The sequence below is a fragment of the Pseudomonas sp. 31-12 genome (assembly GCF_003151075.1).
In the GTDB taxonomy this organism is placed as follows: Bacteria; Pseudomonadota; Gammaproteobacteria; order Pseudomonadales; family Pseudomonadaceae; genus Aquipseudomonas.
Map to the genome: position 1 here is coordinate 1,586,058 of NZ_CP029482.1, position 24,253 is coordinate 1,610,310.

Annotated in this window: 24 protein-coding genes and 3 pseudogenes; 13 read left to right on the plus strand and 14 right to left on the minus strand. The window is 60.1% G+C overall.

Features of this window, described 5'->3' with window-relative positions:
- Positions 1–150: 150 nt before the first annotated feature.
- Positions 151–246, minus strand: a pseudogene (locus DJ564_RS07285) (thiol:disulfide oxidoreductase); the annotation flags it as partial.
- Positions 247–391: 145 nt separating this feature from the next.
- On the opposite strand from DJ564_RS07285, the gene DJ564_RS07290 reads away from it, so the two are divergent.
- Complete coding sequence (locus tag DJ564_RS07290; protein WP_109628278.1) at positions 392–943, plus strand: cysteine hydrolase family protein; 552 nt, start codon at positions 392–394, stop codon at positions 941–943.
- A 147-nt stretch (positions 944–1,090) separates the two neighbouring features.
- Here the strand turns inward: DJ564_RS07290 and DJ564_RS07295 are convergent, their stop codons facing one another.
- The 4 genes from DJ564_RS07295 to DJ564_RS07310 all read right to left on the minus strand — a co-directional run bounded on the left by DJ564_RS07295 (position 1,091) and on the right by DJ564_RS07310 (position 2,927).
- Positions 1,091–1,300 carry an SEC-C metal-binding domain-containing protein gene (locus DJ564_RS07295; protein ID WP_007906737.1) on the minus strand — a complete coding sequence of 70 codons (210 nt, stop codon included), beginning with the start codon at positions 1,298–1,300 and terminating at the stop codon, positions 1,091–1,093.
- The gene (locus tag DJ564_RS07300) at positions 1,297–1,791 is read right to left on the minus strand and encodes an LEA type 2 family protein (protein ID WP_109628279.1); all 495 of its coding nucleotides are present in this window, start codon (positions 1,789–1,791) and stop codon (positions 1,297–1,299) included. The genes DJ564_RS07295 and DJ564_RS07300 overlap by 4 nt, the downstream gene beginning before the upstream one ends.
- A 157-nt stretch (positions 1,792–1,948) precedes the next feature.
- Positions 1,949–2,425, minus strand: a complete 477-nt coding sequence (locus DJ564_RS07305; RefSeq protein WP_109628280.1) for a YchJ family protein — start codon at positions 2,423–2,425, stop codon at positions 1,949–1,951.
- Positions 2,426–2,429: 4 nt separating this feature from the next.
- On the minus strand, positions 2,430–2,927 hold the full coding sequence (locus DJ564_RS07310) for a DUF6231 family protein (RefSeq protein ID WP_109628281.1): 498 nt from the start codon (positions 2,925–2,927) through the stop codon (positions 2,430–2,432).
- A 189-nt stretch (positions 2,928–3,116) separates the two neighbouring features.
- Between DJ564_RS07310 and DJ564_RS07315 the strand changes: the two genes are divergently transcribed.
- From DJ564_RS07315 to DJ564_RS07330, 4 genes are all read left to right on the plus strand, one after another.
- Positions 3,117–3,812, plus strand: a complete 696-nt coding sequence (locus DJ564_RS07315) for an OmpA family protein (RefSeq protein WP_109628282.1) — start codon at positions 3,117–3,119, stop codon at positions 3,810–3,812.
- Between the two features lie 90 nt (positions 3,813–3,902).
- Positions 3,903–4,616, plus strand: a complete 714-nt coding sequence (locus DJ564_RS07320) for an OmpA family protein (RefSeq protein ID WP_109628283.1) — start codon at positions 3,903–3,905, stop codon at positions 4,614–4,616.
- Between the two features lie 147 nt (positions 4,617–4,763).
- Positions 4,764–5,042 (plus strand): DUF1145 domain-containing protein, encoded by a 279-nt coding sequence (locus DJ564_RS07325; RefSeq protein WP_109628284.1) that lies wholly within the window; start codon positions 4,764–4,766, stop codon positions 5,040–5,042.
- A complete protein-coding gene (locus DJ564_RS07330) occupies positions 5,035–5,793 on the plus strand; it encodes a collagen-like protein (RefSeq protein WP_109628285.1) in 759 nt (252 codons plus the stop codon). The genes DJ564_RS07325 and DJ564_RS07330 overlap by 8 nt, the downstream gene beginning before the upstream one ends.
- Before the next feature lie 166 nt (positions 5,794–5,959).
- On the opposite strand, the gene DJ564_RS07335 is transcribed toward DJ564_RS07330, so the two are convergent.
- Positions 5,960–6,424 (minus strand): CopD family protein, encoded by a 465-nt coding sequence (locus tag DJ564_RS07335; protein WP_109628286.1) that lies wholly within the window; start codon positions 6,422–6,424, stop codon positions 5,960–5,962.
- Positions 6,425–6,523: 99 nt separating this feature from the next.
- On the opposite strand from DJ564_RS07335, the gene dinG reads away from it, so the two are divergent.
- The 5 genes from dinG (at position 6,524) to pdxH (ending at position 14,495) form a co-directional block, all read left to right on the plus strand.
- The gene (gene dinG, locus DJ564_RS07340; RefSeq protein ID WP_109628287.1) at positions 6,524–8,668 is read left to right on the plus strand and encodes an ATP-dependent DNA helicase DinG; all 2,145 of its coding nucleotides are present in this window, start codon (positions 6,524–6,526) and stop codon (positions 8,666–8,668) included.
- A 94-nt stretch (positions 8,669–8,762) separates the two neighbouring features.
- Entirely contained in the window at positions 8,763–11,273 is a 2,511-nt protein-coding gene (locus tag DJ564_RS07345; RefSeq protein ID WP_109628288.1) for a beta-galactosidase, read from the plus strand.
- A gap of 154 nt (positions 11,274–11,427) precedes the next feature.
- Positions 11,428–12,573, plus strand: a complete 1,146-nt coding sequence (locus tag DJ564_RS07350) for a serine hydrolase domain-containing protein (RefSeq protein ID WP_109628289.1) — start codon at positions 11,428–11,430, stop codon at positions 12,571–12,573.
- A gap of 113 nt (positions 12,574–12,686) precedes the next feature.
- Complete coding sequence (locus DJ564_RS07355) at positions 12,687–13,823, plus strand: OmpA family protein (protein WP_109628290.1); 1,137 nt, start codon at positions 12,687–12,689, stop codon at positions 13,821–13,823.
- A 24-nt stretch (positions 13,824–13,847) separates the two neighbouring features.
- Positions 13,848–14,495 carry a pyridoxamine 5'-phosphate oxidase gene (gene pdxH / locus DJ564_RS07360; RefSeq protein WP_109628291.1) on the plus strand — a complete coding sequence of 216 codons (648 nt, stop codon included), beginning with the start codon at positions 13,848–13,850 and terminating at the stop codon, positions 14,493–14,495.
- Positions 14,496–14,500: 5 nt separating this feature from the next.
- Here pdxH and DJ564_RS07365 read toward each other — a convergent pair whose 3' ends face one another.
- Positions 14,501–14,737, minus strand: a complete 237-nt coding sequence (locus tag DJ564_RS07365; protein ID WP_109628292.1) for a hypothetical protein — start codon at positions 14,735–14,737, stop codon at positions 14,501–14,503.
- 165 nt (positions 14,738–14,902) lie between these two features.
- Here DJ564_RS07365 and DJ564_RS07370 point away from each other — a divergent pair, with 165 nt between their 5' ends.
- Positions 14,903–15,367 carry a glycine zipper 2TM domain-containing protein gene (locus DJ564_RS07370; RefSeq protein ID WP_008056824.1) on the plus strand — a complete coding sequence of 155 codons (465 nt, stop codon included), beginning with the start codon at positions 14,903–14,905 and terminating at the stop codon, positions 15,365–15,367.
- Between the two features lie 69 nt (positions 15,368–15,436).
- Here DJ564_RS07370 and DJ564_RS07375 read toward each other — a convergent pair.
- From DJ564_RS07375 to nhaA, 4 genes and pseudogenes are all read right to left on the minus strand, one after another.
- A pseudogene (locus tag DJ564_RS07375) lies at positions 15,437–15,687 on the minus strand (pyocin S6 family toxin immunity protein).
- 142 nt (positions 15,688–15,829) lie between these two features.
- Positions 15,830–16,084: a colicin E3-like toxin immunity protein gene (locus DJ564_RS07380; RefSeq protein WP_109628293.1), complete on the minus strand. Its 255-nt coding sequence runs from the start codon at positions 16,082–16,084 to the stop codon at positions 15,830–15,832.
- Positions 16,085–16,091: 7 nt separating this feature from the next.
- A pseudogene (locus DJ564_RS07385) lies at positions 16,092–17,315 on the minus strand (colicin E3/pyocin S6 family cytotoxin).
- 120 nt (positions 17,316–17,435) lie between these two features.
- Positions 17,436–18,623, minus strand: coding sequence for a Na+/H+ antiporter NhaA (gene nhaA / locus DJ564_RS07390; protein ID WP_109628294.1), 1,188 nt, complete (start codon positions 18,621–18,623; stop codon positions 17,436–17,438).
- Between the two features lie 247 nt (positions 18,624–18,870).
- Here nhaA and DJ564_RS07395 point away from each other — a divergent pair, with 247 nt between their 5' ends.
- On the plus strand, positions 18,871–19,968 hold the full coding sequence (locus tag DJ564_RS07395; protein WP_178082341.1) for a PLP-dependent cysteine synthase family protein: 1,098 nt from the start codon (positions 18,871–18,873) through the stop codon (positions 19,966–19,968).
- 134 nt (positions 19,969–20,102) lie between these two features.
- Here DJ564_RS07395 and DJ564_RS07405 read toward each other — a convergent pair whose 3' ends face one another.
- The 3 genes from DJ564_RS07405 to DJ564_RS07415 all read right to left on the minus strand — a co-directional run bounded on the left by DJ564_RS07405 (position 20,103) and on the right by DJ564_RS07415 (position 23,123).
- Positions 20,103–21,716, minus strand: coding sequence for an NAD(P)/FAD-dependent oxidoreductase (locus DJ564_RS07405; RefSeq protein WP_109628296.1), 1,614 nt, complete (start codon positions 21,714–21,716; stop codon positions 20,103–20,105).
- Positions 21,717–21,810: 94 nt separating this feature from the next.
- On the minus strand, positions 21,811–22,464 hold the full coding sequence (locus DJ564_RS07410; RefSeq protein ID WP_109628297.1) for a COG3650 family protein: 654 nt from the start codon (positions 22,462–22,464) through the stop codon (positions 21,811–21,813).
- Between the two features lie 59 nt (positions 22,465–22,523).
- On the minus strand, positions 22,524–23,123 hold the full coding sequence (locus tag DJ564_RS07415; RefSeq protein ID WP_109628298.1) for a short chain dehydrogenase: 600 nt from the start codon (positions 23,121–23,123) through the stop codon (positions 22,524–22,526).
- Positions 23,124–23,228: 105 nt separating this feature from the next.
- Between DJ564_RS07415 and DJ564_RS07420 the strand changes: the two genes are divergently transcribed.
- The gene (locus DJ564_RS07420; RefSeq protein ID WP_109628299.1) at positions 23,229–24,143 is read left to right on the plus strand and encodes a LysR family transcriptional regulator; all 915 of its coding nucleotides are present in this window, start codon (positions 23,229–23,231) and stop codon (positions 24,141–24,143) included.
- Positions 24,144–24,253 lie beyond the last annotated feature (110 nt).

The following is a 24,253-nucleotide window of genomic DNA, read 5'->3' on the forward strand; positions in this document are numbered from 1 at the left end:
AGATTGCGGTTGCAGGATTGGCGACTGCTGCGCAGCCGAGCGGGAACAAGCTTCCTCGCCACAGAGTTAGCGTCGGGGTCAGGGTTTGGGTGGGTTGATCTTGGCCGCCAGGGCATACGCCTTCACCGTCGCCGGACGGGTCTAGATGTGGTTGAACCAGCGCAGCATGTACGGCAGGCCGGCTTCTTCCAGGAAAATCGAGATTTTGTGGCCGTTGGGGGTGGTCCAGTAATACAGGTCGATCATGCAGTACTCCACATCAAGAGACGTCGTAGGGTCGGACAGCGACCGCGGGCATCAAGTCGTCCTGTTTGCATTCGATGGCTTGCCTGTAAGAGGAGGTGATGCTGAAGTGCGTGAAATTCAATGACCTCGTGTGAGAAAAGTCGACATGGAGCTCAAGACCAACGCAGCACTGATCATCATCGACCAGCAAAAAGGCATTCTGCAGCCCGGACTCGGTCGGCGAAATAATCCTGACGCCGAGGCGCGGATGCTCGATTTGCTGAGTCATTGGCGGCGAACCGGGCGGCCAGTGATTCATGTGCAGCACTTGTCTCGCTCACCGGATTCAGTGTTCTGGCCGCAGCAATCGGGTGTAGAGATTCAGGAACGTTTCCAGCCGTTGGCCGGCGAGCAGTTGATTCAGAAGCAGGTGCCGGATGCGTTTTGTGCGACCGGGCTGGAAGCGCGTTTGCGCGAGGCGGGGATCGAGCAGTTGATCATCGTGGGCGTTGCCACCCACAACTCGGTGGAGTCCACAGCGCGAACGGCCGGGAATCTGGGGTTTGAGGCGTGGGTAGCGGAGGATGCGTGCTTTACGTTCGACAAGGCCGATTATTTTGGCCATGCGCATTCAGCCGAGGAAGTGCATGCGATGTCGCTGGGGAATTTGCACGGGGAATATGCGACGGTCGTCAGCAGCACACAGATTCTGGATTGATGGCGGGTTTGAGGGCCTCTTCGCGAGCAAGCCCGCTCCCACATTAAATCTGCGGCGGATACAAATATGTGTCGGGCGCAGATTTAATGGGAGCGGGCTTGCTCGCGAAGGCGATTCAACTGGCGAAAAAATTATCCGCCCGAAGCATCAAGCGCCGTGGCACTTCTTGAATTTCTTGCCGTTGCCGCACGGGCAAGGGTCGTTGCGGCCAACGTCTTTCAGGGCGTTGCGCACCGGTTCCTGGTGAGCGTGGCCGCAATTCGGGCCGTGGACATGGCCATGGTCGTGATCATGGTGGTCGTGATGGTCATGATCGTGGTTGCAGTCAGGGCCATGGACATGGGGTTGCTGGGTCATCGGTTTTGCTCCGGAATTAAATCGGCGGGGATTATCACGCCATTGCGCGCCAGGTGCACGTAGTGCGCGATGAATAAACCGGTTTCCATTTCACCTTCCAGCCGATAGGGGATGGGCTGATCGGGTTTTTTCAGCATTTTCACCACGTCCCGCACCTTGGGCCACAGATTGGTGCGGATCGGCACCTTGAAATAGGCACTGCGTTTGGGGCCGACGGTGAACCAGTGTTCATGCTCGCCTTCGGTCAGCAGCATGTCGCCCAGGTGAATGCGGTATTCGAGGCCGCGCACCGTGAGGTCGCTGTCGTTGGGGTTGTCGACGCGAAAGTGCAGGATGAATTTCTGCTCCATCAACTTGGCCCGGACCACTTCGACCTTGACCAGATGCACTTGCGGATCCGGCAGATCGTCACCGAACCAGGACGCGCAGCCGCCGAGCCCCAGAAAGAGGAGCAGAGTGAACAGATAGAGTGCGAGTCGCCGGGTGATCATGGTGACGTCTCTCCCTTGTAGCCGCTGGCGAAGCATGCGTTCGGCTGCGCAGCAGTCGTAAATCCTGCTGGCTTGGTCTGCCTGAAACACCGCGTTTACCTGATTCACGACTGCTACGCAGCCGAACGCAGGCTTCGCCAGCTGCTACAGGGTTCGCTCAACTGCCGAAATACCCCGCACAACACTTCTTGAATTTCTGCCCGCTGGCACATGGGCAGGCATCGTTGCGTCCGGCCTTGAGTTGCACGGTGGGGTCGATGAAGTACCAGTGCCCGGCGTTCTGCACGAACGAGGAGCGCTCGCGGTGGCTGTGTTCGCCGCCCCCGTCATGCCAGCGCGCGGTGAAGGTGACGAACGCGTGTTCCGGTTGGCCGCCCAATACCTCGGAGCTTTCCACTTCGAGCCCCAGCCAGGTGCTTTGCGCGCTCCAGTCGCTGATTGACTGACGATCCAGGCCGGCCTGTTGCGCGGGCAGGGTGGTCGCCACCAGATAGTCGATCAGCCCCAGCACATACGCGCTGTAGCGCGAGCGCATCAAGGCTTCGGCGCACGGCGCCGGATGCCCGGCATGGTAATGGCCGCAGCAGGCATCGAGCAGGGTGCCGCTGCCGCAAGGGCAAATGGATGTACTCATTGCGTTACCACCAATATTTCCCGAAGTTTTCCGGATTGGCCCAGAACCGCGAGTTGAGCCAGTCGGGCACCTGTTTATAGTCAAGCAGATCGTAGGTGAACAGCGTCAGCACTTGATCGTCGCGCTGGAAGCGTTCGCTGGCCTGCAAGGCCAGGGAAAAGAAATCCGTCTCCAGCCAGCCGCTGGCGGGCAAATCCGCCAGCACCGCAATGCGACTGGCGTTCAGGTTACGGATCCCGCCTAACAGATTCAGACCGTCACGCTTAGGCAGGTGTTCAAGGCAATCGACCACCAGCGCCAGGTCAAATCGACGCGCCGCCAGTTCGGCCGGCAGTGGGCCGGGAGCAGCGAACGCCACGCAGCAATCCGGGTGCGCGAGCTTGAACGCCTCAAGCGCGGGAAACTCGCTGGCGCCGATCAACAACAGGCGTGCGGGGGCGTATCGATCCAGCAAAGCGGCCAACGCCTGCTGGGGCGTGCGCGAAGAAATACCTGCAATCATCAGAAATCCTCAATCAGAGCACCAAGACTAGCCTGCCCGAAGGTCCGGGCCTAGAGCGGGTTTGCACCAAAATCGGCGAACTGCCGTGAATGCGGGGGGAAACAGCGGTGGCCTATTGCTGGCGGAGATTAAAACTCGGGTCTTTACTCCCTGAATCGGTTCTAAGCCGATCCCTCAGGAGAAAACTAGATGAGCATAGTTCGGACAGCATTACCCTTGGTTCTGCTAACCAGTGTGTTGACTGGTTGCGCAGGTTTGCAGAAAACCGACTGGCCGACCTGTGCGGCGGTCGGCGGTGTCATTGGTGCCGGTCTCGGTGCGACCGAGAGTTCGGCATGGGCGGGGTATGGCGCGCTGGCCGTCGGCGGTATGGCGGCGGCGTATTGCTGGGTTCACGGTGATGGAGACGAAGACGGCGATGGTGTGCCGGACAGTCGCGACAAGTGCCCGGGTACGCCTCCAGGCGTGAAGGTCGATGCCGACGGCTGCCCACCACCGGTGCCTGCGCCAGTGGTCGAAGAGGCCGTGGTGGTCAAGGAAGAAGTCATTGTCATCCGCGATGTTCACTTCCAGTTCGACAAAGCCACACTCACGCCTTCCGACAAAGAGGTACTCAACACCATCGCCACTCGCCTGAAACAGGAAGCCTCCACCGCACAATTGACCGTGACCGGTCACACCGACAGCGTGGGCAGCGATGCCTACAACCAGAAACTGTCGGATCGTCGTGCACACTCGGTGGTGGAATACCTGATTTCCCAAGGCGTACCACGCAGCAGCTTCGTGTCTGTTGCCGGTGCCGGTGAAAGCCAGCCGGTTGCCGATAACAAAACTGCAGACGGCCGTGCACTGAACCGCCGCACGGAAATCAAAATCAACCGCTAAGCCCCATCCGCTCCGCGGCTTGTGCAGTCGCGGATGCGGGTCTTTACTCCTGTGTAACCGGTATGGGCCGGTAACACAGGAGCTTTCCATATGAGCGTTCTCACACGGACCGTCTTGCCGGTTCTGCTAATAGGCAGCCTGTTGACCGGTTGCGCAACTCACAGCGATGGCACCGCCCCACTCAATCAACGCACCTGGCCGATCTGCAGCGTCATCGGCGGACTGGTCGGCGGAGGCTTGGGCGCGATTGAAAGTGCCGGTTGGGCAGGCGGTGGAGCAGCGCTCGGTATCTTGACCGGTGGCTTGATCTGTTACGCCCAGGACGGCGATGAGGACGACGACGGCGTTTTCGATCGACGTGATCGTTGCCCAGATACGCCCGCCAATACGCCTGTCGAGCATCATGGTTGCCCACTGCCGCAGTATCCGGTCAGCGTGAAACCGGTCGAACCCGTGCAACCCGAAGTCATCATCCTGCCCGGTGACGTGCTGTTTGCCTTCAACAAGTCTGACCTGAGTCCCTCCGCGCAGAGTCAGCTGGATGCACTGATGAGCAAATTGCAAAACGCCGATGTCGTGAGCATCAAGGTGATCGGCCATACCGACAGTGTGGGTTCGGATGCTTATAACCAGGCGCTCTCGGAGCGTCGTGCCAGCAGCGTGGCGGCCTATCTGTTGAGCCAGGGCCTGGCGCCGGACAAACTCACCAGTGAAGGCAAAGGCGAAAGCCAGCCGGTGGCCGATAACGAAACGGATGAAGGACGCGCGAAAAACCGTCGGGTGGAGTTGCACATTAATCGCTAAGCCCCGAACTAGAGCCGTCGGACAACATTTTCGGTTGATCCGACGGCCATTCGGCAGCCTTCATGAAGAATTTTCTGTTGCCCTCTGGCTTATCCCTCGCGGAAGCCGTTACTGTGCGCGCAAAGAATAATTCTCAATGGGGGGCGTATGAAGGTGATTTGGGGGCTGGGGAAGTTGTTGACCCTGCTGTTCTGGCTGGTGGTGCTGGTCAATTTGCTGATGCCGTTTGTCAATCCGCTGCACCAGTTGGTCGATCTGGCTGGCGGCGTGTTGGCGTCCCTTCATCTGCTTGAGGCGGTGCTCTGTTTCCGCAGCCTCAGGGGGCGCGCCCACCCTTGGCGTGATCGCTTGAAGATCCTGTTTTTCGGCGTATTCCACCTGCAAACCCTCCCGGCTCCGACCGCATCGAAGGCTTCCCATGCGTAAACTCTGTCTGCTCGCCACACTCATCAGCCCATTGGCCTGCGCTCAGGTGGTCAGTGTCGAAACCAATTCGTTGATGCGCCTGCCCAACACTGCCAGCACCTTGCAGCTTGAACGCCTGGAAGTCGCCGATTACGGGACCTTGTTGATTCCTTCGAACGTGACTGAAGTCACCGTCGGCGAATTGCATCTGGGTCGTGAGGCGCGAATCGCCATCGTGCCAAGTGAGCAGGCGCTGGAATTGAAAGTCAGCCGTGCCGAGTTGTCCGAAGGCAGCCAGATCACCGCTCGCGGGGCACCGGGGACTTACCTCAAGGCTGCCCGCTCGGGACGCAACCTGAATGTGCAGATCAAGGCGCTGAATGCACCGCAGTTGTTGGTGGACGCTCGCGGTGGCGCGGGCGCGCCAGGTTTTGTGGGCCTCGACGGGGCCAACGGTCAGGCACCGGGTTGCACCTGGGGCCAGGCCGGTCGCGGTGCCGATGGCAGCAATGGCAGTGATGGTCAGCCGGGGGCGCCGGGAGCGCTGGTCAGGCTGGAGGTGCCACGTGATTATCCGGTTGAGCAGATCAAGGTTCACGTGGAAGGTGGTGCCGGCGGCGTTGCGGGGCCTGGTGGTAAACCGGGTGCGGGCGGCAAGGCCAAGGGTTGCTTCGTTTACGAGGCCGATGGCGGCAAAAGCGGCCGACCTGGGGTTGATGGCCAGCCGGGGCCTGCGGGTGCGGCGGGTTCGGTAACCGTACAGCGGTTGTAAGAACGACCGATGTCCTGTGGCGAGGGGACTTGTCCCCGTTCGGCTGCGAAGCAGTCGTAAAACCTGTGAGTGCGATGTATCTGTAGGAATGCAGGGGACCGCTGCGCGCTCCAACGGGGACAAGTCCCCTCGCCACAGAGCCCCTCGCCACAAAGGCTGCGGGGCTTTAGAACATCGGCCGTGCCGCAGCAATCGCCACCAACACCAACCCGACAATCAAATTGATCCCCACCAACTTGCGAATCTTCCCAAGCGTCGCAGCCCCGGTCGGCCAATCCTGCGCGGCCACCGCCGTGCGCAACTCCGGCAACAGCAACGCCTGAATCCGGATAAACAGCGCGGTCATCACCACGTAAAGCCCCATCATCACCTGCACATACCGCGGCGCAGCCTCAAACCCGGCGTATTGCAGATGAATCATCCCCACGCCGCTGATCGGCAACAGCACCACCGCGACCCAGACCCAGCGGAAAAAACCTTGAAACACTTCCACCCACAGCGTTAACCGCGCGGGACCTTCCAGGGCCTTCATCGCCGCAGGTCGCAAGACCATCCAGGCGAAAAACATGCCGCCCACCCACACCAGGGCGGACAGGACATGCAGGGTGTAAACGATGCCAAAAGGTGTCATTGGGGTACTCCGTTCTGCGCGGGATTAATTAGCGCGGTATGATAGCCCCCGATCCGAACCACTGAAAATTTATCCAGCGTTTTTTGCGCCCGACAATCCATGATCAGCACCGAACTCAAAACCACGATCCAGGGCGCCTACTCGCGTTTTCTAGAGGCCAAGAGCCTCAAGCCGCGCTACGGCCAACGCCTGATGATCGCCGAAATTGCCAAAGTCCTCGGTGACATCGACACCGACGACGAAGGCCGGCGCAGTGGCGACCCCGCGATTGTCGCGGTGGAAGCCGGCACCGGTACCGGTAAAACCGTGGCCTACAGCCTGGCGGCGATCCCCACCGCGAAGGCCGCCGGCAAACGCCTGGTGATCGCCACCGCCACCGTGGCCCTGCAAGAGCAGATCGTCTACAAGGATTTGCCCGACCTGATGCGCAACAGCGGGCTGAATTTCAGCTTCGCCCTGGCCAAGGGCCGCGGGCGCTACATGTGCCTGTCCAAGCTCGACATGTTGCTCCAGGAAGGTCACGCACAAACCGCAACCGCGCAGCTGTTCGAAGAAGAAGGCTTCAAGATCGAAGTCGACGAGGCCAGTCAGAAGCTGTTCACCAGCATGATCGAGAAGCTCGCCGGCAATAAGTGGGATGGCGACCGCGACAGTTGGTCCACCGCCCTCGAAGACGCCGACTGGGCGCGCCTGACCACCGATCACAGCCAGTGCACCAACCGTCATTGCCCGAACTTCGGCCAGTGCGCCTTCTACAAGGCCCGCGAAGGCATGGGCAAGGTTGACGTGATCGTCACCAACCACGACATGGTCCTCGCGGATCTGGCGTTGGGCGGCGGCGCCGTGCTGCCGGACCCGCGCGACACCATCTATGTGTTTGACGAAGGTCACCACCTGCCGGACAAGGCCATCGGCCACTTTGCCCATTACACGCGCCTGCGTTCCACTGCCGACTGGCTGGAAACCACCGCCAAAAACCTCACCAAACTGCTGGCCCAACATCCATTGCCGGGCGATCTGGGCAAGCTGATCGAGCAGGTGCCGGAACTGGCGCGGGAGATCAAGACCCAGCAACAGTTCATGTTCTCTGCCTGCGAACAGGTTGCCGACTTCAAACCCGGCGAAGACGTCGAGGGCCGTGAACGGCCGCGTCATCGCTTCGTCGGCGGGGTGATTCCCGAGCACATGCGCGAAATGGGCATCGAGTTGAAGAAGGGCTTTGCCCGTCTCACTGACCTGTTCACTCGCCTCACCGAACTGCTCAAGGAAGGCATGGACGGCGAGGTCAATATCGGCATCGCCAGCAACCAGGCCGAAGAGTGGTATCCGCTGTTCGGCAGCCTATTGTCCCGTTCTTCGGGCAATTGGGAGTTGTGGGTCGCGTTTACCGCCGAAGACCCGGAAGACAACCCGCCCATGGCCCGTTGGCTAACCCTGGCGGAAAGTGGCTCGCTGTTCGACATCGAGGTCAACGCCAGCCCGATCCTCGCGGCGGAAATGCTCCGGCGTAACCTGTGGAACGTGGCCTATGGCGCGCTGGTGACTTCGGCGACCCTGACCGCGCTCGGCACGTTCGACCGTTTCCGCATGCGTGCCGGCCTGCCGAAAAAAGCCGTGACCGCCGTGGTCCCGAGCCCGTTCCATCACGCTGATGCCGGTGTGCTGCGGGTGCCGGACCTGAAAGCCGACCCGCGTGATGCACCGGCCCACACTGCGGCGATCATCCGTGATCTGCCGCAACTGGTCGAAGGTTCGCGTGGCACCCTGGTGCTGTTCTCCTCGCGCAAACAGATGCAGGACGTGTTCGACGGCCTGGACCGCGACTGGCGCAAGCAAGTGTTCATTCAAGGCAACCTGTCGAAACAGGAAACCCTGAACAAGCACAAGGCCCGCGTCGATGGCGGAGACTCCAGCGTGCTGTTCGGCCTGGCGAGTTTTGCCGAAGGGGTCGACTTGCCCGGTGCGTACTGCGAACACGTAGTGATCGCGAAGATTCCATTCTCGGTGCCGGATGATCCGGTCGAGGCGGCGCTGGCCGAATGGATTGAAGCCCGTGGCGGCAATCCGTTCATGGAAATCTCCGTGCCGGACGCCTCGCTGAAACTGGTCCAGGCCTGCGGTCGCTTGCTGCGTACTGAAGAAGACCGCGGCACCATCACCTTGCTGGATCGGCGCCTGGTCACCCAGCGTTATGGCAAAGCGATCCTCAACGCACTCCCGCCATTCCGTCGGGAAATTTCCTGAAACACCGGTGGGCTTTTTAGCCCGCCGCGTTGTCTATCGTTCAGTCATCACTTTTCCATTGGCCCACTTGGTCGTTAGGGAGAACCACGTTCCTATGATTCGCCGTTCGTTGCCTGCTGTATTCGCCTTGATCTTCGCAGCCCCGTTGCTGGCAGCCCCTGCCGGCCAACAGACGCTGTTCAACTTTGTGCGCCCCGCTGACGTGGTTCAGGTGGCGACTCAGGATGCCAGCCTGCCGCAATCCAACGCGGAGCAAACGGCCGAAGGCGAAGTGTTGCGGCGGGTGACGTTCAACCCGGTAGCGCAACCGACCTTGCGTCTGACCCCGCAAACCGGGGCGTGGGATTGGTCGCAGTCAGGCGTGATGAGCTTGCGCATCCAGAGCGCGATGGACTGGGCCGTGACCCTGTACGTGAAAATCCAGAGCAACGATGGCAAGACCCTGATCAGTCGGGTCGATTTGCCCGCAGGGCCGGCGCAGACCCTGCTGGTGCCGCTGCAAGCGACTTCGCCGCTCAGCCAGGGCATGAAAGCCGGGCCGCCGATGCCGATGACGTTTGACGGCCAACGCGTGTTGCTGGCCAGCAGCGCCGGTGAACTGGATCGCAGCCAGGTGGTGTCGGTGACATTGTCGATGGACCAGCCGAAAGTGGCCCAAAGCATCTTGCTTGAGCGCTTCGGCGTGCAGGACGGTGAAGCGGTGACCAAGGCGGCTTATGGCGGTCTGGTGGACGCCTACGGTCAATCGACCCGGGCCAAATGGCCGGAGAAGGTCAGTAGCGATGAGCAACTGAAAAGCGGCGCCGCCAAGGAGCTGCAACAGACGAATACCTGGCTCGCCGAGCGCCAGAAGTTGTCCCTGGACAAGTTCGGCGGCTGGAGCAAAGGCCCGGCGTTCAAGGCCAGCGGCTTTTTTCGCACTGAAAAGCGTGACGGTCGCTGGTACCTGGTGACCCCGGAAGGACATCCGTTCTATTCGCTCGGGGTCAACACCGTTACCCCGGACGTCAACCAGACCTACATCGCCGGCCGTGAGTGGATGTTCGAATCCCTGCCAAAACCAGACGAGCCGTTGGCCAGTCATTTTGGCGAAGGCGACAACCGTGGCGGCAACGGCGCCGACCAGGGCCGTGGCTACAACGCCGGGCGCTGGTACGATTTCTATGGCGCTAACTTGCAGCGCCTGTATGGCGCGCCATGCGTGCTGGGCAGCGACACCAAGGCGGGCGTTGCCGAAGCGGCCAAGGCTGACGCGGTCGAGGCCACGACCGATAAGGCCGCCGAGCAACCTGTCGTGCCTACGACTGCCGAATCCGGCGTCGCCGAAGCCGCCAAGACCGGTGCCGAGGAAGCGACCGTCGCCAAAGCCGTTGAGCAAAAACCTGCTGAGCCCTGCAAAGCAGTGGTAGATGAAAAACGCTGGACCAACCACACCCTGGATCGCTTGCAAGCCTGGGGGTTCAACACCATCGGCAACTGGAGCGCCCCGGCGTTGGCCAATGCTGATCGCGTGCCGTACACATTGCCGCTGTCGATCGTCGGCGATTACGCCAGCATCAGCACCGGCACCGATTGGTGGGGCGGCATGCCCGACCCGTTCGACCCGCGTTTCGCCATGGCCACAGAGCGCGCCGTGGCTATCGCTGCCCGCGACCATCGCGACGATCCCTGGCTGATCGGTTACTTCGCCGACAACGAACTGGCCTGGGCCGGTCCCGGCGACGATCCGAAAGCCCGTTACGCATTGGCCTACGGCACGTTAAAAATGACCACCGACGTGCCGGCCAAGCGTGCGTTCCTCAAGCAATTGCGCGACAAGTACCGCAATCAGGCCGGCCTTTCCAAGGCGTGGGGCATCGACTTGCCCGCCTGGGAATTGATGGAAGACCCGGGCTTCGTGCCGCCGCTGCCGAGCGCCGAACATCCGGAAATCGAGGCTGACTTCAAATACTTCCAGAAGGTCTTTGCCGATACCTACTTCAAGACCCTATCCGATTCGCTCAAGTGGCACGCGCCGAACCAGCTGTTGCTGGGTGGTCGCTTCGCCCTCAGTACCCCGGAAGCCGTTGAGTCCTGCGCGCAGTATTGCGACGTGGTGAGTTTCAACATGTACACCCTGAAACCGCAGGACGGCTATGACTTCGCCAAATTGCGCAGCCTGGACAAACCGGTGCTGATCACCGAGTTCAATGTCGGCTCGGCGGATCGCGGCCCGTTCTGGGGTGGCGTGACGCAATTGGCCAAGGAAGAAGACCGTGGCCCGGCGTATGCCAACTTCCTCAAGCAGGCATTGAGTGAACCGTCGATCGTGGGTGTGCACTGGTTCCAGTACCTCGATCAACCGGTGACAGGCCGCCTGCTGGATGGCGAGAACGGTCACTTTGGCTTGGTGGGCATTACCGATCTGCCGTTCCAGGGCTTCATCGACAGCGTGCGCAAGAGCAACCTGGCGACCGTCGATCAGTTGGGTAAAGAGGCCGTGAAGGCCAAGGCTGAAGCGGATAAAGCCGGCCATGAGGGCGAGGGCGGCAGACAGGCTGACGGCGGCAAAGGTGCAGGGAAAGGTGCGGACCATGCGGGCGGGCATTCCGCCAACGGCCACTGATCGCCGATATTCCTGTGGCGAGGGAGCTTGCTCCCTCGCCACAAAGGTTCTGATTAATTCTATGGGCGGGTACACCGCCCAGCCCACACCTGTTCCCAAATCCCCCAAGGGCTGGAACAATGCGGACCACTTTGTAGAATTCGGGGAGTTGCGGGTGCAGATTCAGGGTCATTACGAGCTTAAGTTCGAAGCCGTACGCGAAGCGTTCGCGGCGTTGTTCGACGATCCTCAGGAACGTGGCGCGGCGTTGTGCATCCGGGTCGGTGGCGAAACCGTACTCGACCTCTGGGCCGGTACTTCCGACAAGGATGGCCTTGAAGCCTGGCACAGCGACACCATCGCCAACCTGTTCTCCTGCACCAAGACCTTCACCGCCGTCACTGCCCTGCAACTGGTGGCCGAAGGCAAGCTGCAACTGGACGCCCCGGTGGGCCGCTACTGGCCCGAATTCGCCGCCGCCGGCAAAGAATCCGTCACCTTGCGTCAATTGCTCTGCCATCAGGCCGGCCTGCCGGCGCTGCGCGAGTTGCTGGCGCCAGAAGCGCTTTACGACTGGCACACCATGGTCGATGCCCTGGCGGCCGAAACGCCGTGGTGGACACCGGGTCAAGGCCACGGTTACGCCGCGATCACCTATGGCTGGCTGGTGGGCGAATTGCTGCGCCGTGCCGACGGTCGTGGGCCAGGCGCATCGATCGTGGCGCGGGTCGCGAAGCCTTTGGGGCTGGATTTCCATGTCGGCTTGGCCGACGAAGAGTTCCACCGCGTGGCGCACATTGCCCGCGGCAAGGGCAACGTTGGCGATGCCGCGGCCCAGCGCTTGCTGCAAGTGACCATGCGCGAGCCGACCGCCATGACCACCCGGGCGTTCACCAACCCGCCGTCGATCATGACCAGCACCAACAAGCCCGAATGGCGCCGGATGCAACAACCGGCTGCCAATGGCCACGGCAACGCCCGTAGCCTCGCGGGTTTCTACGCAGGCCTGCTCGACGGCAGCCTGCTGGAAAGCGAGATGCTCGAGGAGCTGACCCGCGAACACAGCCTTGGCGACGACAAGACTTTATTGACCCGGACCCGTTTTGGCCTGGGTTGCATGCTCGATCAACCGGATGTTCCGAATGCGACCTATGGCCTCGGCCCACGGGCATTCGGCCATCCGGGCGCTGGCGGCTCCATCGGTTTTGCTGACCCGGAACACGATGTGGCCTTCGGATTTGTGACAAACACCCTGGGGCCGTACGTCTTGATGGATCCGCGCGCGCAAAAGCTTGCACGGGTACTGGCCACTTGTCTGTAAAACGCACTCTCGGGCTCCAGGGCCGGAACCCGAAGGCTTTTATGTTTTCCAAGCGTCTGTTTATCCGGGTCACGCCGGCCTGATTTTTTATGACTTCATTTTGTGGATATCCAATGTCATTCAATAAAACCACCCTTGCCTTGGCCCTGTGTGTTGCTATCACAGGTTGTGCACAGACCCCACAAAGTGATTCGGATGGCAGCAGCTGGTGGCCGTTTGGCTCCTCCGACAAAGTCGCGGCGAAAGAGCCAGCCCCAACTTCTGCTCCAGCCCCAGCTCCTACCTCTTTGAAACCTGCCGTCGCCGCTCCAGTGGCCAAGGCTGAAAGCTCCAGCCCTTGGTACTGGCCGTTCGGCTCCGATGAAGTGCTCGACAAGAAACCGGAAGTAAAATCCGCAGCCAAGCCAGTCGAAGCTGCCAAACCGGTTGAAGTGGCCAAGGCTGAAGCCGCTGCCGGTGGCAAATGGTGGTGGCCGTTCGGTGGTAAAGATCAACCGACCGCTAAAGCCGTGCCGATGCCGGATCCTAAAGTCACTCAAGCCTGGCTCGACGATTACGAACCACGCCTGCGTGAAGCGATCAAGGACAGCAACCTGCAACTCGAGCGCCGTGAAAACGTATTGGTCGTGACCGCGCCGGTAGAGGGCTCGTTCAACCCGGACCGTCCAGCGATGCTGCTGCCGGTGACCCTCGGCCCGTTCACTCGCGTCGCGAAAATCCTGGAAGTCGATCCAAAGACCGCCGTATTGGTACTGGGTCACAGCGACACCTCGGGCGCCGCACCGGCCAACGTCAAACTGAGCCAGGAGCGTGCACAATCCGTCGCCGCGATCTTCCGCCTCAGCGGTTTGCAACGTGATCGTCTGATGCTGCGCGGCATGGGCGGTGAAGCCCCTCGTGCAGCCAACGACAGCAATGAAGGTCGAGCCTTGAACCGTCGTGTGGAGTTGCTGGTGACCCCGCAAAACACCATGGTTGCGCTGCTGAGCAAGTACAACATGCCGGCGCCGGCGCCTGTTCGTCTGGTCGCTGCCCAGGACGTCAAACCAGTGGTCAAGCCTGTCACTCCAGCACCTGCGGCGAAAAAAGCGGCTGTACCTGCTGCGAAAAAAGCCCCGGCCAAGAAAGCCGCCAAGGCTCCAGCGAAGAAAACACCGGCTAAAACCGCAACCCCGGCGAAAAAGACTGCCCCAGCAAAAGCCGCCGCCGCTGACAAGAAAGTCGTTGCTGCCGATGCTGTGAAAAAGTAATTCGTTAACCAAAAGGAATGCGCCATGACCCAGGGCCTGGCTGATATGCGTCGCGACTACACCCGTGATGGCCTGACCGAGGCGCAAGCCCCGGCCGAGCCGTTCGGGCTGTTCCATCAATGGTTCGCCGACGCGGTGAAAACCGAGCAACCGCCGGTGGAGGCCAATGCCATGACCCTGGCCACGGTCGATCAGGACGGTCGACCGCATTGCCGCATTCTGCTGCTCAAGGGCCTGGACGAGGAGGGCTTCACCTTCTTCACCAACTACGACAGCGCCAAAGGCCAGCATCTGGCGGCGAACCCGTTCGCCGCCATGACGTTTTTCTGGCCGACCCTGGAGCGTCAGGTGCGCATTGAAGGGCGGGTGGTGAAGGTCACGGCTGAAGAGTCAGACGCCTATTTCCAGGTCCGCCCGCTGGGCAGTCGTCTCGGTGCCTGGGCTTCGCCCCAGAGCCGCGTGATCGCCGATCGTGCTGAACTGGAAGCGCTGCTCAAGAACACCGAGCAACGTTTCAGCGACACTCAACCGCACTGCCCGGAACATTGGGGCGGTTACCGCTTGCTACCCGAGCGCATCGAGTTCTGGCAAGGCCGTCCGAGCCGCCTGCACGATCGCCTCAACTACCGTTTGCAAGGCGCCAACTGGATTCTTGAACGTCTGGCACCTTAAGCAGTCTACCGATGGGGATAGCCTGCCGCAGCGGCTTCAAGCCACTGGGGCAGGTCCCGGCGCTTGATCTTCTGCGCCTGGGCGCGGGCCAGTTGCTCGAGCATGAACGCTTTTTTCTGCTCGTCTTTACCCGCCAGTGCCAACGCCAGATCGCGGTCCATCCAGCGTTTGATCCGCACGTACAGCCACCAGTGGAAGTACAAACCGGCGACAGTGGTGACGACAATGATGAAGTAATCCATGAAAATCCTTGGGTCAGTGGCGCAGATTTTTCAGTTTGCCGCTACTGTGTGGTGAGTCCGAGGCGCCTGTACCGGGCCTGAATGAAACCATTTTTATCCCGGCGATGCCGTGACAGGCGTCAAGCTGCGGAGTTTAATGAATACCTGTCCTTTGGAGTTGATGCTATGCGTAAGTCTGTTCTGCTGGTTGCTTCCTTTTCCACGATGGCGATGTTGCTCACCGGCTGCCAATCCAGCCTGACCGGTGACTCCTACTCCCGTGACGAAGCGCGTCGTGTGCAGACGATTCGCATGGGCACCATCGAAGCGTTGCGCCCGGTGAAAATCGAAGGCACCAAGACCCCTATCGGCGGCGCAGCGGGCGCAGTGGTCGGCGGCGTCGGCGGTAGCGCTATCGGTGGTGGTAAAGGCAGCATCGTCGCTGCTGTCATCGGCGCCGTCGCTGGCGGCCTGCTCGGTTCGGCCACCGAAGAAGGCCTGACCCGCACCCAAGGCGTTGAAATCACCGTCCGCGAAGACGACGGCAGCATGCGCGCCTATGTTCAGCAGGTTCAGGAGAATGAAGTGTTCCGTGTGGGCGAGCGGGTGCGGATTGCTACTGTTGATGGGACTAGCCGCGTTTCGCACTAAGCGGGAACGAGCGGTAAAAGAAAACCCCGATCAGGTGACTGGTTGGGGTTTTTGTTTGTTTGAGGATTATCACGGCGCGGCGCGGGCGCCTATGAAATATTCCAGCCCTTCTGGGAAGTCGACTTTTAGCAATTTTGCAACCTGTAGGAGTTGAGCACCTGTCAGCTCCAATTCTCCAGGCTCTATGTCTTCCAGTTTTTTGGCTCGGTCAATTGAGCCAATGCCTGGTTCATCTCATAGTCTTTGATGGTCAGTTGGAACTGTAATGAATCATCTTGTTTTTCATCAGGGTAAAAACTGGTAATGGATAGATAGCGCATAATTTTTCTCTTCAGTTTTTTGAGGTTCTTCTCCCAGGCTTTGCCTTTTTAGTTCGTTCGCCGGTTAACTCCCATAATTGGATGTTTCATGGCTTTTTTTTGATGACTAGTTGTTTTTTGGTAAAAAAACGACTGGCTTCTCTCACCATTCTTTCCGATATCGAAACGCAATCTGGTAGTCGAAAACGGAAATATCAATTTGATGGTTGAATAGAGGTTGAATCTCAGGAATCCAAGCCACCAAGACATCGAATCCTCCGTCGTATATCTCGCTTTCTGCCATCAAACCCAACGCTGCGATTATTGAGCCGTCATCGCCAAGGTCCGCGGAGTATTCCTTTCCGTCCGCTATTTCCGTTTCCTTGTCATACCAGTCCAATCTGACTTTCAGTCCCATGTAGTCCTCACAAGTACTTTTTAATGCTTCGGTTTTTCTTAGGTGGATCTATTTGCTCACCCGTTTTGTGATCGAATGAGCCAAGATGACTTCCATCGCTTGCACGATAGGCTTCTAGCTCTCCATGCAAAGAGTCCCATTCATAGATGGTTCGGCCTTTGGCATCAATCCAACGTTCTCGAAGGCCTCCGCCTCCTTGTCATGGCGTCTTCTTCTTCGCATCGCGCAAGCCTGAAAATCCGGTGATTTCTTCTGTTTCGGGTGCGGAGTGATAGTCGTGATCGGGGTTAGGAAGTTTTCGTCCTGAAACACTAACCACAATGTAAACCGGCTTCACCCCCGACCCCACCGGAAACACAAGAATGAAATCCTTGTACTCAGGCGGATAAACCGGATTCACAATAATCCCGTCAGCCGCTTTCGTCGGCGGATACACCCAAATATGCGGTGCTTGCGGAGCAGCCTCCAGCGCTGGAATGCCAAGGATGTCCGAGCCATCCACAGCCGGTGTCCAGATCAGCTCAACCCCATTCCCCAGGTCCGCCACCTGCTGACTGTCGCGCAACGTGAATTGCACAACATCAACCATTTCCCAGCCACGATTTTTACCGGTGTAGAAGCCGTATCCCTTGAGACTGCCATCAGCCTGTTGCTCAACCCGGAGGCGAACGCGGGTTCTGGCCTGCTTCAAGGCGCGCAACTGTTCTTCGGTATAGAGCGCACTGTCGCCCAGGCTTGGCGTCCAGAACAGCGCGACCACTGTGGCCAATGCGGCGGCACCACCCGCGCCGATTGCTGCGACCGGAGCAGCGAGCGCCGGGGAACTCAGCGCAAGTCGGCCAATGCCAAGCGAGGCGGTACTGCCGCTGATGGTTTCGAGATTCAGCAGCCCGGCATCGTCTGCTTTTCGAGCGCCAAGCCAGGCGACTTCCCCGTAATCCTTGAGGCTGTCGGTGGGCACCATGCCCGACGGATTCGAGTAGTCGATGATGGCGTCCGGCAGCTTGCAGGACTTGGCGAAGACGCACCCGGCACGAACTGATTCGTCCTTTTTGGCGACGACCTCACGGCTGCGCTCGAAGGCGTCTTGCCTGGCGAGCATGGCATCGTAAGCGTTTTGTCGAGCGTCCTGCGCGGCCAGTTCGGTGGCCGTCATGAAGCGGTGAGTGACGTGATGTCCGTCACCGGACGGTGGGTTTTTAACCCTGGGGACTTCCTTGTTTCCAGCCACTGATCTTCCTTGCGTTCGTACATCGACAGCCCCAAACAAGGGGCTGTGCGACGTTAACGAACGAGGTCAAACGTGGCTGTAGGACGAATCCTGAATGTCGTTAAGAGTGTTCTCTATCACTCAGGATTGCAGCGCGGTGCGCTTGCGGCTCGCTGCCGCCGTCACCGCATAACCGATCAATGCCGCCAGAATCGAACCGGTCAAAATGCCCATCCGGTCCATCCCGGCGTACTCACTGACACCCGGTTCAAAGGCCAGGGAGCCGACAAACAAACTCATGGTGAAACCGATCCCGCAGAGGATCGCCACACCCAGCACCTGGCCCCAGTTGGCACCTTGGGGCAGGGCGGCGATGCCGATTTTCACGGCCAGCCAGGTCAGGCCGAACACACCAAGTGTTTTGCCCAGCAGCAGGCCCACGGCAATGCCCATCGGCACATGGTGGGTGAAGCTTTCCATGGTCACGCCGCTCAGGGACAAGCCGGCGTTGGCGAAGGCGAACAGCGGCAGGATGCCGTAGGCCACCCACGGGTGCAGGGCGTGTTCGAGGGTCAGCAGCGGTGACGGCTCGGCGTTTTTCGTGCGCAATGGAATGCAGAACGCCAGGGTCACACCGGCCAGTGTCGCGTGGACGCCGCTCTTGAGCACACAGACCCAGAGGATCAAGCCAATGATCATGTACGGCCCGAGCTTGACCACGCCAAGCCGGTTCATCGCGATCAGCGCGACGATGCAGGTTGCGGCCAATGCCAGGGAAAGTGTCGACAGCGTGCCGGAATAGAAGATCGCAATGACGATGATGGCGCCGAGGTCATCGATGATCGCGAGGGTCATCAGGAACAGTTTCAGCGACACCGGCACACGCTTGCCGAGCAGGGCGAGGACGCCGAGGGCGAAGGCGATGTCGGTGGCCATCGGGATCGCCCAGCCACTCAGGGCGGCCGGGTTGTCACGATTCAAAAACCAGTAGAGCAGCGCGGGAACCACCATGCCGCCAATCGCTGCGGCGCCGGGCAGGACGATTTGCGAAGGTTTCGTCAGTTGCCCATCGAGGACTTCGCGCTTCACTTCCAGGCCGATCAGGAGGAAGAACAGGGCCATCAGGCCGTCGTTGATCCATAGCAGCGCCGGTTTGGCGATTTGCAGCGCACCGACCTGCGCCACCACCGGCGTGTCCAGAAAACTGCTGTACAGCCACGACAACGGGGAGTTGTTGATGATCAGGGCCAGGGCTGCAGCGGTGATCAATAACAGACCGCTGGCAGCTTCCAACTGAAAGAAACGCGTGAAAGTGCTACGCAGAGGCAAGGTCGCTCTCCATCGAATAATCAAAAAGGTGGCACACCCTAACCGGTACCGTTAGTTGTTAAAATAAAATTTATATTCTTTTTTGTTATATGCCGTTACAACGCGAAGGGCAGACACGGACCTGAGCCTAGCAGTTGCCAGACGTATTGGGCCTCAGCTGTATCTGTGCTTCACGTGGGATTCTTCCTAAGCTTATTGGCTGAGCCCTGCGACAAGGCCGACTCTTGTCCGATTCAACGAGAAAACCATCATGAGCGACAACCGACAGTGGGCCCGCGAAGCCATACGGATCATTGAGGCCGACTTCCAGCGCAGCGCCGATACCCACCTGATCCCCTTGCCGCTTCCGGGTTTTCCGGGCATCGAGCTGTATTTCAAGGATGAGTCCAGCCATCCCACCGGCAGCCTCAAGCACCGGCTGGCGCGCTCGTTGTTCCTCTATGCCTTGTGTAACGGCTGGCTCAAACCCGGTGCGCCGGTGATTGAAGCGTCCAGTGGTTCGACGGCGATTTCCGAGGCCTACTTCGCAAGGTTGCTGGGATTGCCGTTCATTGCGGTAATGCCGGCGACCACGTCCAAAGAGAAGATCGCGCAGATCGCTTTTTATGGCGGCAAGAGTCATCTGGTCGACGATCCGACGCAAATCTATGCCGAGTCCGAGCGTCTGGCTCGCGAACACGACGGGCATTTCATTGACCAGTTCACCTACGCCGAACGCGCCACCGACTGGCGGGCGAACAACAACATCGCCGAGTCGATCTTCCAGCAAATGCGTTTCGAACAGCACCCGGAACCGAGCTGGCTGATTTCCAGCCCCGGCACCGGCGGCACCACCGCGACCCTCGGCCGATACGTGCGTTATCGCCAGCATTGCACCCGCGTGCTGTGCGCCGATGCCGAGCGTTCGGTGTTCTTCGATTACTACAAGACGGGCGATGCCACGTTGCGACTGGATCACGGTTCGCGGATTGAAGGCATTGGCCGGCCACGCGTCGAGGCGTCGTTCCTGCCCAAGGTGATTGATGCGATGGTCAAGGTGCCGGATGCGTTGTCGCTGGCGGCCATGCATTACCTGGCGCAGCATTTGGGGCGGCGTGTCGGCGGGTCGAGCGGAACCAACCTGATCGGCGCCTTGATGGCAGCTCAGCAGATGGCGGCAGCGGGGGAGTCGGGGTCGATCGTGGCGATTCTGTGCGACGGCGGCGAGCGTTATGAGACCAGCTATTACGATCAGGACTGGCTCAAGGCCCAGGGTTATGAGTTGAGTGGGTTGATGGATGTTGTGGCGGCGAGTGTGGAGCGCGGTGAGGCTTTGCCAGCCACCGTGCTGCGCGCCAATATCTGACACACCAAAAACCAATGTGGGAGCGGGCTTGCTCGCGAATACGATAGATCAATCAACATCTCTGTTGAATGAGAATCCGCTTTCGCGAGCAAGCCCGCTCCCACAGGGTTATTTGGTGTGTCAGGAGATGTCGATCAGGCCTCAAGGCCGAGGATGTCGCGAGCCACGGCTTCGGCAATCCGAATCCCGTCGACACCCGCCGACAGAATCCCGCCTGCATAACCCGCACCTTCACCCGCCGGGAACAGACCTTTCACGTTCAGGCTCTGCATCGACTCGTTACGGGTAATCCGTAATGGTGACGACGTACGTGTCTCGATCCCGGTCAACACCGCGTCATGCAGCGAGTAACCGCGAATCTGCTTCTCGAATGCCGGCAAGGCTTCACGAATGGCTTCGATGGCAAACGCCGGCAGCGCCAGCGACAGATCACCCAAGGCAACGCCCGGCTTGTAGGACGGTTCAACACTGCCCAACTCGGTGGACGGTTTGCCCGCAATAAAGTCGCCAACCAGTTGCGCTGGTGCTTCGTAGTTGCTGCCACCCAGCACGTAAGCGTGGGATTCCAGGCGTTCCTGCAACTCGATACCCGCCAGCGGGCCGCCCGGGTAGTCGACTTCCGGGGTGATCCCGACGACGATCCCGGAGTTGGCGTTGCGCTCGTTACGCGAGTATTGGCTCATGCCGTTGGTGACCACGCGGCCGGGCTCGGACGTCGCCGCCACCACGGTGCCGCCCGGGCACATGCAGAAGCTGTACACCGAGCGACCGTTCTTGGCGTGGTGCACCAGTTTGTAGTCGGCCGCCCCGAGTTTCGGGTGGCCGGCGTATTTGCCGAGGCGCGCGCGGTCGATCAGCGACTGCGGGTGCTCGATGCGGAAACCCACCGAGAACGGCTTGGCCTCCATGTACACACCACGGCTGTGGAGCATGCGGAAGGTGTCCCGGGCGCTGTGGCCCAAGGCCAGAATCACGTGTTTCGAATGAATCTGTTCGCCGCCATTGAGCTCGACACCGACCAGTTGGCCGTCCTCGATCAACACGTCGGTGACCCGCTGCTGGAAGCGTACTTCGCCGCCCAGCGCGCGAATCTGCTCACGCATGTTTTCCACAACGCCGGTCAGACGGAACGTACCGATGTGCGGTTTGCTGACGTAGAGGATTTCTTCCGGCGCGCCGGCTTTTACGAACTCATGCAGGACCTTGCGACCGATGAATTTCGGGTCCTTGATCTGACTGTAGAGCTTGCCGTCGGAGAACGTTCCCGCGCCGCCTTCACCAAATTGCACGTTCGACTCTGGGTTGAGCACGCTTTTACGCCACAGGCCCCAGGTGTCTTTGGTGCGCTGGCGGACTTCGGTGCCACGTTCGAGGATGATCGGCTTGAAGCCCATTTGCGCCAGCAGCAGCCCGGCGAAAATCCCGCACGGACCGAAACCCACGACGACAGGACGTTGCTCAAGATCAGCCGGGGCCTGGCCGACCACTTTGTAGCTGACATCCGGCGCTACGTTGACGTTACGGTCATCGGCGAACTTGTGCAGCAATGCGGCCTCATCCTTGGCGGTGAGGTCGATGGTGTAGATGAAGCACAGTTCAGAGGACTTTTTGCGCGCATCGTAGCTGCGCTTGAACAAGGTGAAATCGAGCAGGTCATCGCTGGCGATGCCCAGGCGCTGCACGATGGCAGGGCGCAGGTCTTCATCGGGATGGTCGATCGGCAACTTGAGTTCGGTGATTCGTAACATGACAGGATCCGGTTCGCGGGGCGCACAACTGCGCCAAGGCGTTTGAAGGCGGCGATTATAAGCCCCAAACGCCGGTCCCGTGAGGCAAAAACGATCAGTCGTTACGCGAGCCGCCGAAATACCCGCAACCGCGTTGCACCTGGCCATCGATGCGCAGTTCGGCGCTCATGTGCTGGACGCTGCCGGTGCTGCTGTCGACGCAACGTTGCGGCGCAACCCACAGTTCGATGTGCTGGTTATTGGCTTCGGTGCTGAGATTGAAGCGGCCGTCGCCCAGCTGTTCTTCAACGTACGGCACGGCCAGGGGCGGCTGACCGGCGCGGTCGATGACCATGCCTTTGCCGCTGACCTTGACGTTCCACTCGGGCGAGTGGCCGGCGGCGCGCAGGATCAGCAGTTTGAAATTGGGATCGTCGCAGGCGGTGCCCGAGCGTTCGACGCGGTACAGCTGCTCAAGATCAAGGCGGCTGTCGACGATTCGCCCACGCACATCGGCGAACAGCTTGCCCTGGGCATCGGCGAGGGTCGCGGCCTCTTGCAGGACGCTGGTGCCGCCGCTGTCATTGACCACATAGCTGCGTTGTTCATTGCACGGCTGGAACAGCAGCTTGCCGTCCGCCGCCGTCAGCAGGCCCTGCATGCGGGTCTGGCCCACGTGGGAGGCATTTTCACGCGAGCCCTCCAGCAAACTGCAGGCTGCGAACAACGGAAGCAGGGCAACAAGGACTAAGGAACGGGCAACACGCATCTTTGGCTCTCCAGACAAGTGCCGCCACGTTACGCAGCCTGACCGTTCATCACAAGGGTTTAGCCCACGTGAAAGGTCTGGCCTGTTTGCAGGCCTTCCACACTTTTGGCGTAGGCCAATGCCACATCCGCTGCGGGAACCGGCTTGTAGCCCCGGAAGTACGGCGCGTAACTGCCCATGGCTTCGAGCAGAACGGTCGGGCTGATCGAGTTCACCCGCAAGCCGCGAGGCAGTTCGATGGCCGCTGCACGCACGAAGCTGTCCAGCGCGCCGTTGACCAATGCCGCCGAGGCGCCGCTGCGAATCGGATCGTGGCTGAGCACGCCGGTGGTGAAGGTGAACGAGGCGCCGTCATTGGCGAATTCACGGCCGATCAACAGTAGGTTGACCTGGCCCATCAGCTTGTCTTTGAGACCCAGCGCAAAGCTTTCTTCGCTCATTTCATCCAGTGGCGCAAAGGTGACATTGCCGGCGGCGCAGACCAGGGCATCGAACTTGCCGGTTTGCTCGAACAGCTTGCGGATCGAGGCGCTGTCGCTGATATCCACATTGAAATCGCCGCTGTTACGGCCGATGCGGATGATTTCATGACGCTGGGACAGCTCCTTGTCGACCGCTGAACCGATGGTGCCGCCTGCGCCTATCAAAAGAATTTTCATCGTGCTGTTCCTCGAAGTGGTTGAACGAGGTTGCAGTCTAGAGTGGTTTTTTCCGTTGATAAGCGCGCTAATAGGCAACCTTTGGTTTTCAAATGGAAACAATCCATGAGCGAGATGGATGATCTGGCGGCGTTTGCGGTGTTGATCGAAGCGGGCAGTTTCACGCTGGCGGCGCAACAATTGGGCTGCAGCAAGGGGCAACTGTCCAAGCGCATCAGCTTGTTGGAAACACGATTCTGCGTCGTATTGCTGCAACGCACCACCCGCCGTTTGAGTTTGACGGCGGCCGGCGCGGCACTGTTGCCACAAGCCCAAGCGCTGGTCGTACAAGTCGAGAAGGCGCGTCAGGCATTGGCTCGGTTGAAGGACGATATGGCCGGGCCGGTGCGTATGACGGTGCCGGTTTCGCTGGGGGAAACTTTCTTCGATGGCTTGTTGCTGGAGTTTTCCGGCAAGTACCCCGAAGTGCAGATCGAGCTGGACCTGAGCAACAGCTACCGTGATCTGTCCCGCGACGGTTTTGATCTGGCGGTTCGCGCGGATGTCAGTAATGACGAACGCCTGGTTGCCCGACCGCTGCTGGCCTGGCACGAAATGACCTGCGCCAGCCCGGCCTATCTCGAACAGTACGGCGAGCCGCAGACGCCTCATGCGTTGGCTGAACATCGCTGCCTGCTCAACAGCCATTACAGCGGCCGCGAAGAATGGCTTTATCACCAGCAGCACGAATTGCTACGGGTGCGGGTCTCGGGACCGTTTGCCAGCAATCACTACAGCCTGCTGAAAAAAGCAGCGCTGGCCGGTGCCGGCATTGCGCGGTTGCCTTCTTACCTGCTGCAAGCGGAATTGGCTGACGGACGCTTGCGCTGGCTCCTGCGCGATTATCAAACGCGGAGCATGCCGATGTACCTGGTGCATCCGTATCAGGGCGGCCTGCCGAAACGCACGCAAGTGCTGGCGGACTATCTCATCGACTGGTTCAAGCGCAGCGGCGAGGCGTTGGCGCGTCTTCAGCAATAGCAACCCACCCTAATCCCTGTGGGAGCGAGCCTGCTCGCGATAGCAGTCTATCAGTCAACATTGATGGTGAATGACACGCCGCTATCGCGAGCAGGCTCGCTCCCACAGGG

Coding starts and splice junctions, on each gene's coding strand:
- DJ564_RS07290 (WP_109628278.1), top strand. CDS start 392: ATGGAGCTCAAGACCAACGCAGCACTGATCATCATCGACCAGCAAAAA.
- DJ564_RS07405 (WP_109628296.1), bottom strand. CDS start 21,716: ATGTTACGAATCACCGAACTCAAGTTGCCGATCGACCATCCCGATGAA.
- DJ564_RS07315 (WP_109628282.1), top strand. CDS start 3,117: ATGAGCATAGTTCGGACAGCATTACCCTTGGTTCTGCTAACCAGTGTG.
- DJ564_RS07310 (WP_109628281.1), bottom strand. CDS start 2,927: ATGATTGCAGGTATTTCTTCGCGCACGCCCCAGCAGGCGTTGGCCGCT.
- DJ564_RS07335 (WP_109628286.1), bottom strand. CDS start 6,424: ATGACACCTTTTGGCATCGTTTACACCCTGCATGTCCTGTCCGCCCTG.
- DJ564_RS07295 (WP_007906737.1), bottom strand. CDS start 1,300: ATGACCCAGCAACCCCATGTCCATGGCCCTGACTGCAACCACGATCAT.
- DJ564_RS07325 (WP_109628284.1), top strand. CDS start 4,764: ATGAAGGTGATTTGGGGGCTGGGGAAGTTGTTGACCCTGCTGTTCTGG.
- DJ564_RS07370 (WP_008056824.1), top strand. CDS start 14,903: ATGCGTAAGTCTGTTCTGCTGGTTGCTTCCTTTTCCACGATGGCGATG.
- DJ564_RS07300 (WP_109628279.1), bottom strand. CDS start 1,791: ATGATCACCCGGCGACTCGCACTCTATCTGTTCACTCTGCTCCTCTTT.
- DJ564_RS07330 (WP_109628285.1), top strand. CDS start 5,035: ATGCGTAAACTCTGTCTGCTCGCCACACTCATCAGCCCATTGGCCTGC.
- DJ564_RS07305 (WP_109628280.1), bottom strand. CDS start 2,425: ATGAGTACATCCATTTGCCCTTGCGGCAGCGGCACCCTGCTCGATGCC.
- DJ564_RS07415 (WP_109628298.1), bottom strand. CDS start 23,123: ATGAAAATTCTTTTGATAGGCGCAGGCGGCACCATCGGTTCAGCGGTC.
- DJ564_RS07355 (WP_109628290.1), top strand. CDS start 12,687: ATGTCATTCAATAAAACCACCCTTGCCTTGGCCCTGTGTGTTGCTATC.
- DJ564_RS07380 (WP_109628293.1), bottom strand. CDS start 16,084: ATGGGACTGAAAGTCAGATTGGACTGGTATGACAAGGAAACGGAAATA.
- DJ564_RS07410 (WP_109628297.1), bottom strand. CDS start 22,464: ATGCGTGTTGCCCGTTCCTTAGTCCTTGTTGCCCTGCTTCCGTTGTTC.
- DJ564_RS07420 (WP_109628299.1), top strand. CDS start 23,229: ATGAGCGAGATGGATGATCTGGCGGCGTTTGCGGTGTTGATCGAAGCG.
- DJ564_RS07320 (WP_109628283.1), top strand. CDS start 3,903: ATGAGCGTTCTCACACGGACCGTCTTGCCGGTTCTGCTAATAGGCAGC.
- DJ564_RS07365 (WP_109628292.1), bottom strand. CDS start 14,737: ATGGATTACTTCATCATTGTCGTCACCACTGTCGCCGGTTTGTACTTC.
- dinG (WP_109628287.1), top strand. CDS start 6,524: ATGATCAGCACCGAACTCAAAACCACGATCCAGGGCGCCTACTCGCGT.
- pdxH (WP_109628291.1), top strand. CDS start 13,848: ATGACCCAGGGCCTGGCTGATATGCGTCGCGACTACACCCGTGATGGC.
- DJ564_RS07345 (WP_109628288.1), top strand. CDS start 8,763: ATGATTCGCCGTTCGTTGCCTGCTGTATTCGCCTTGATCTTCGCAGCC.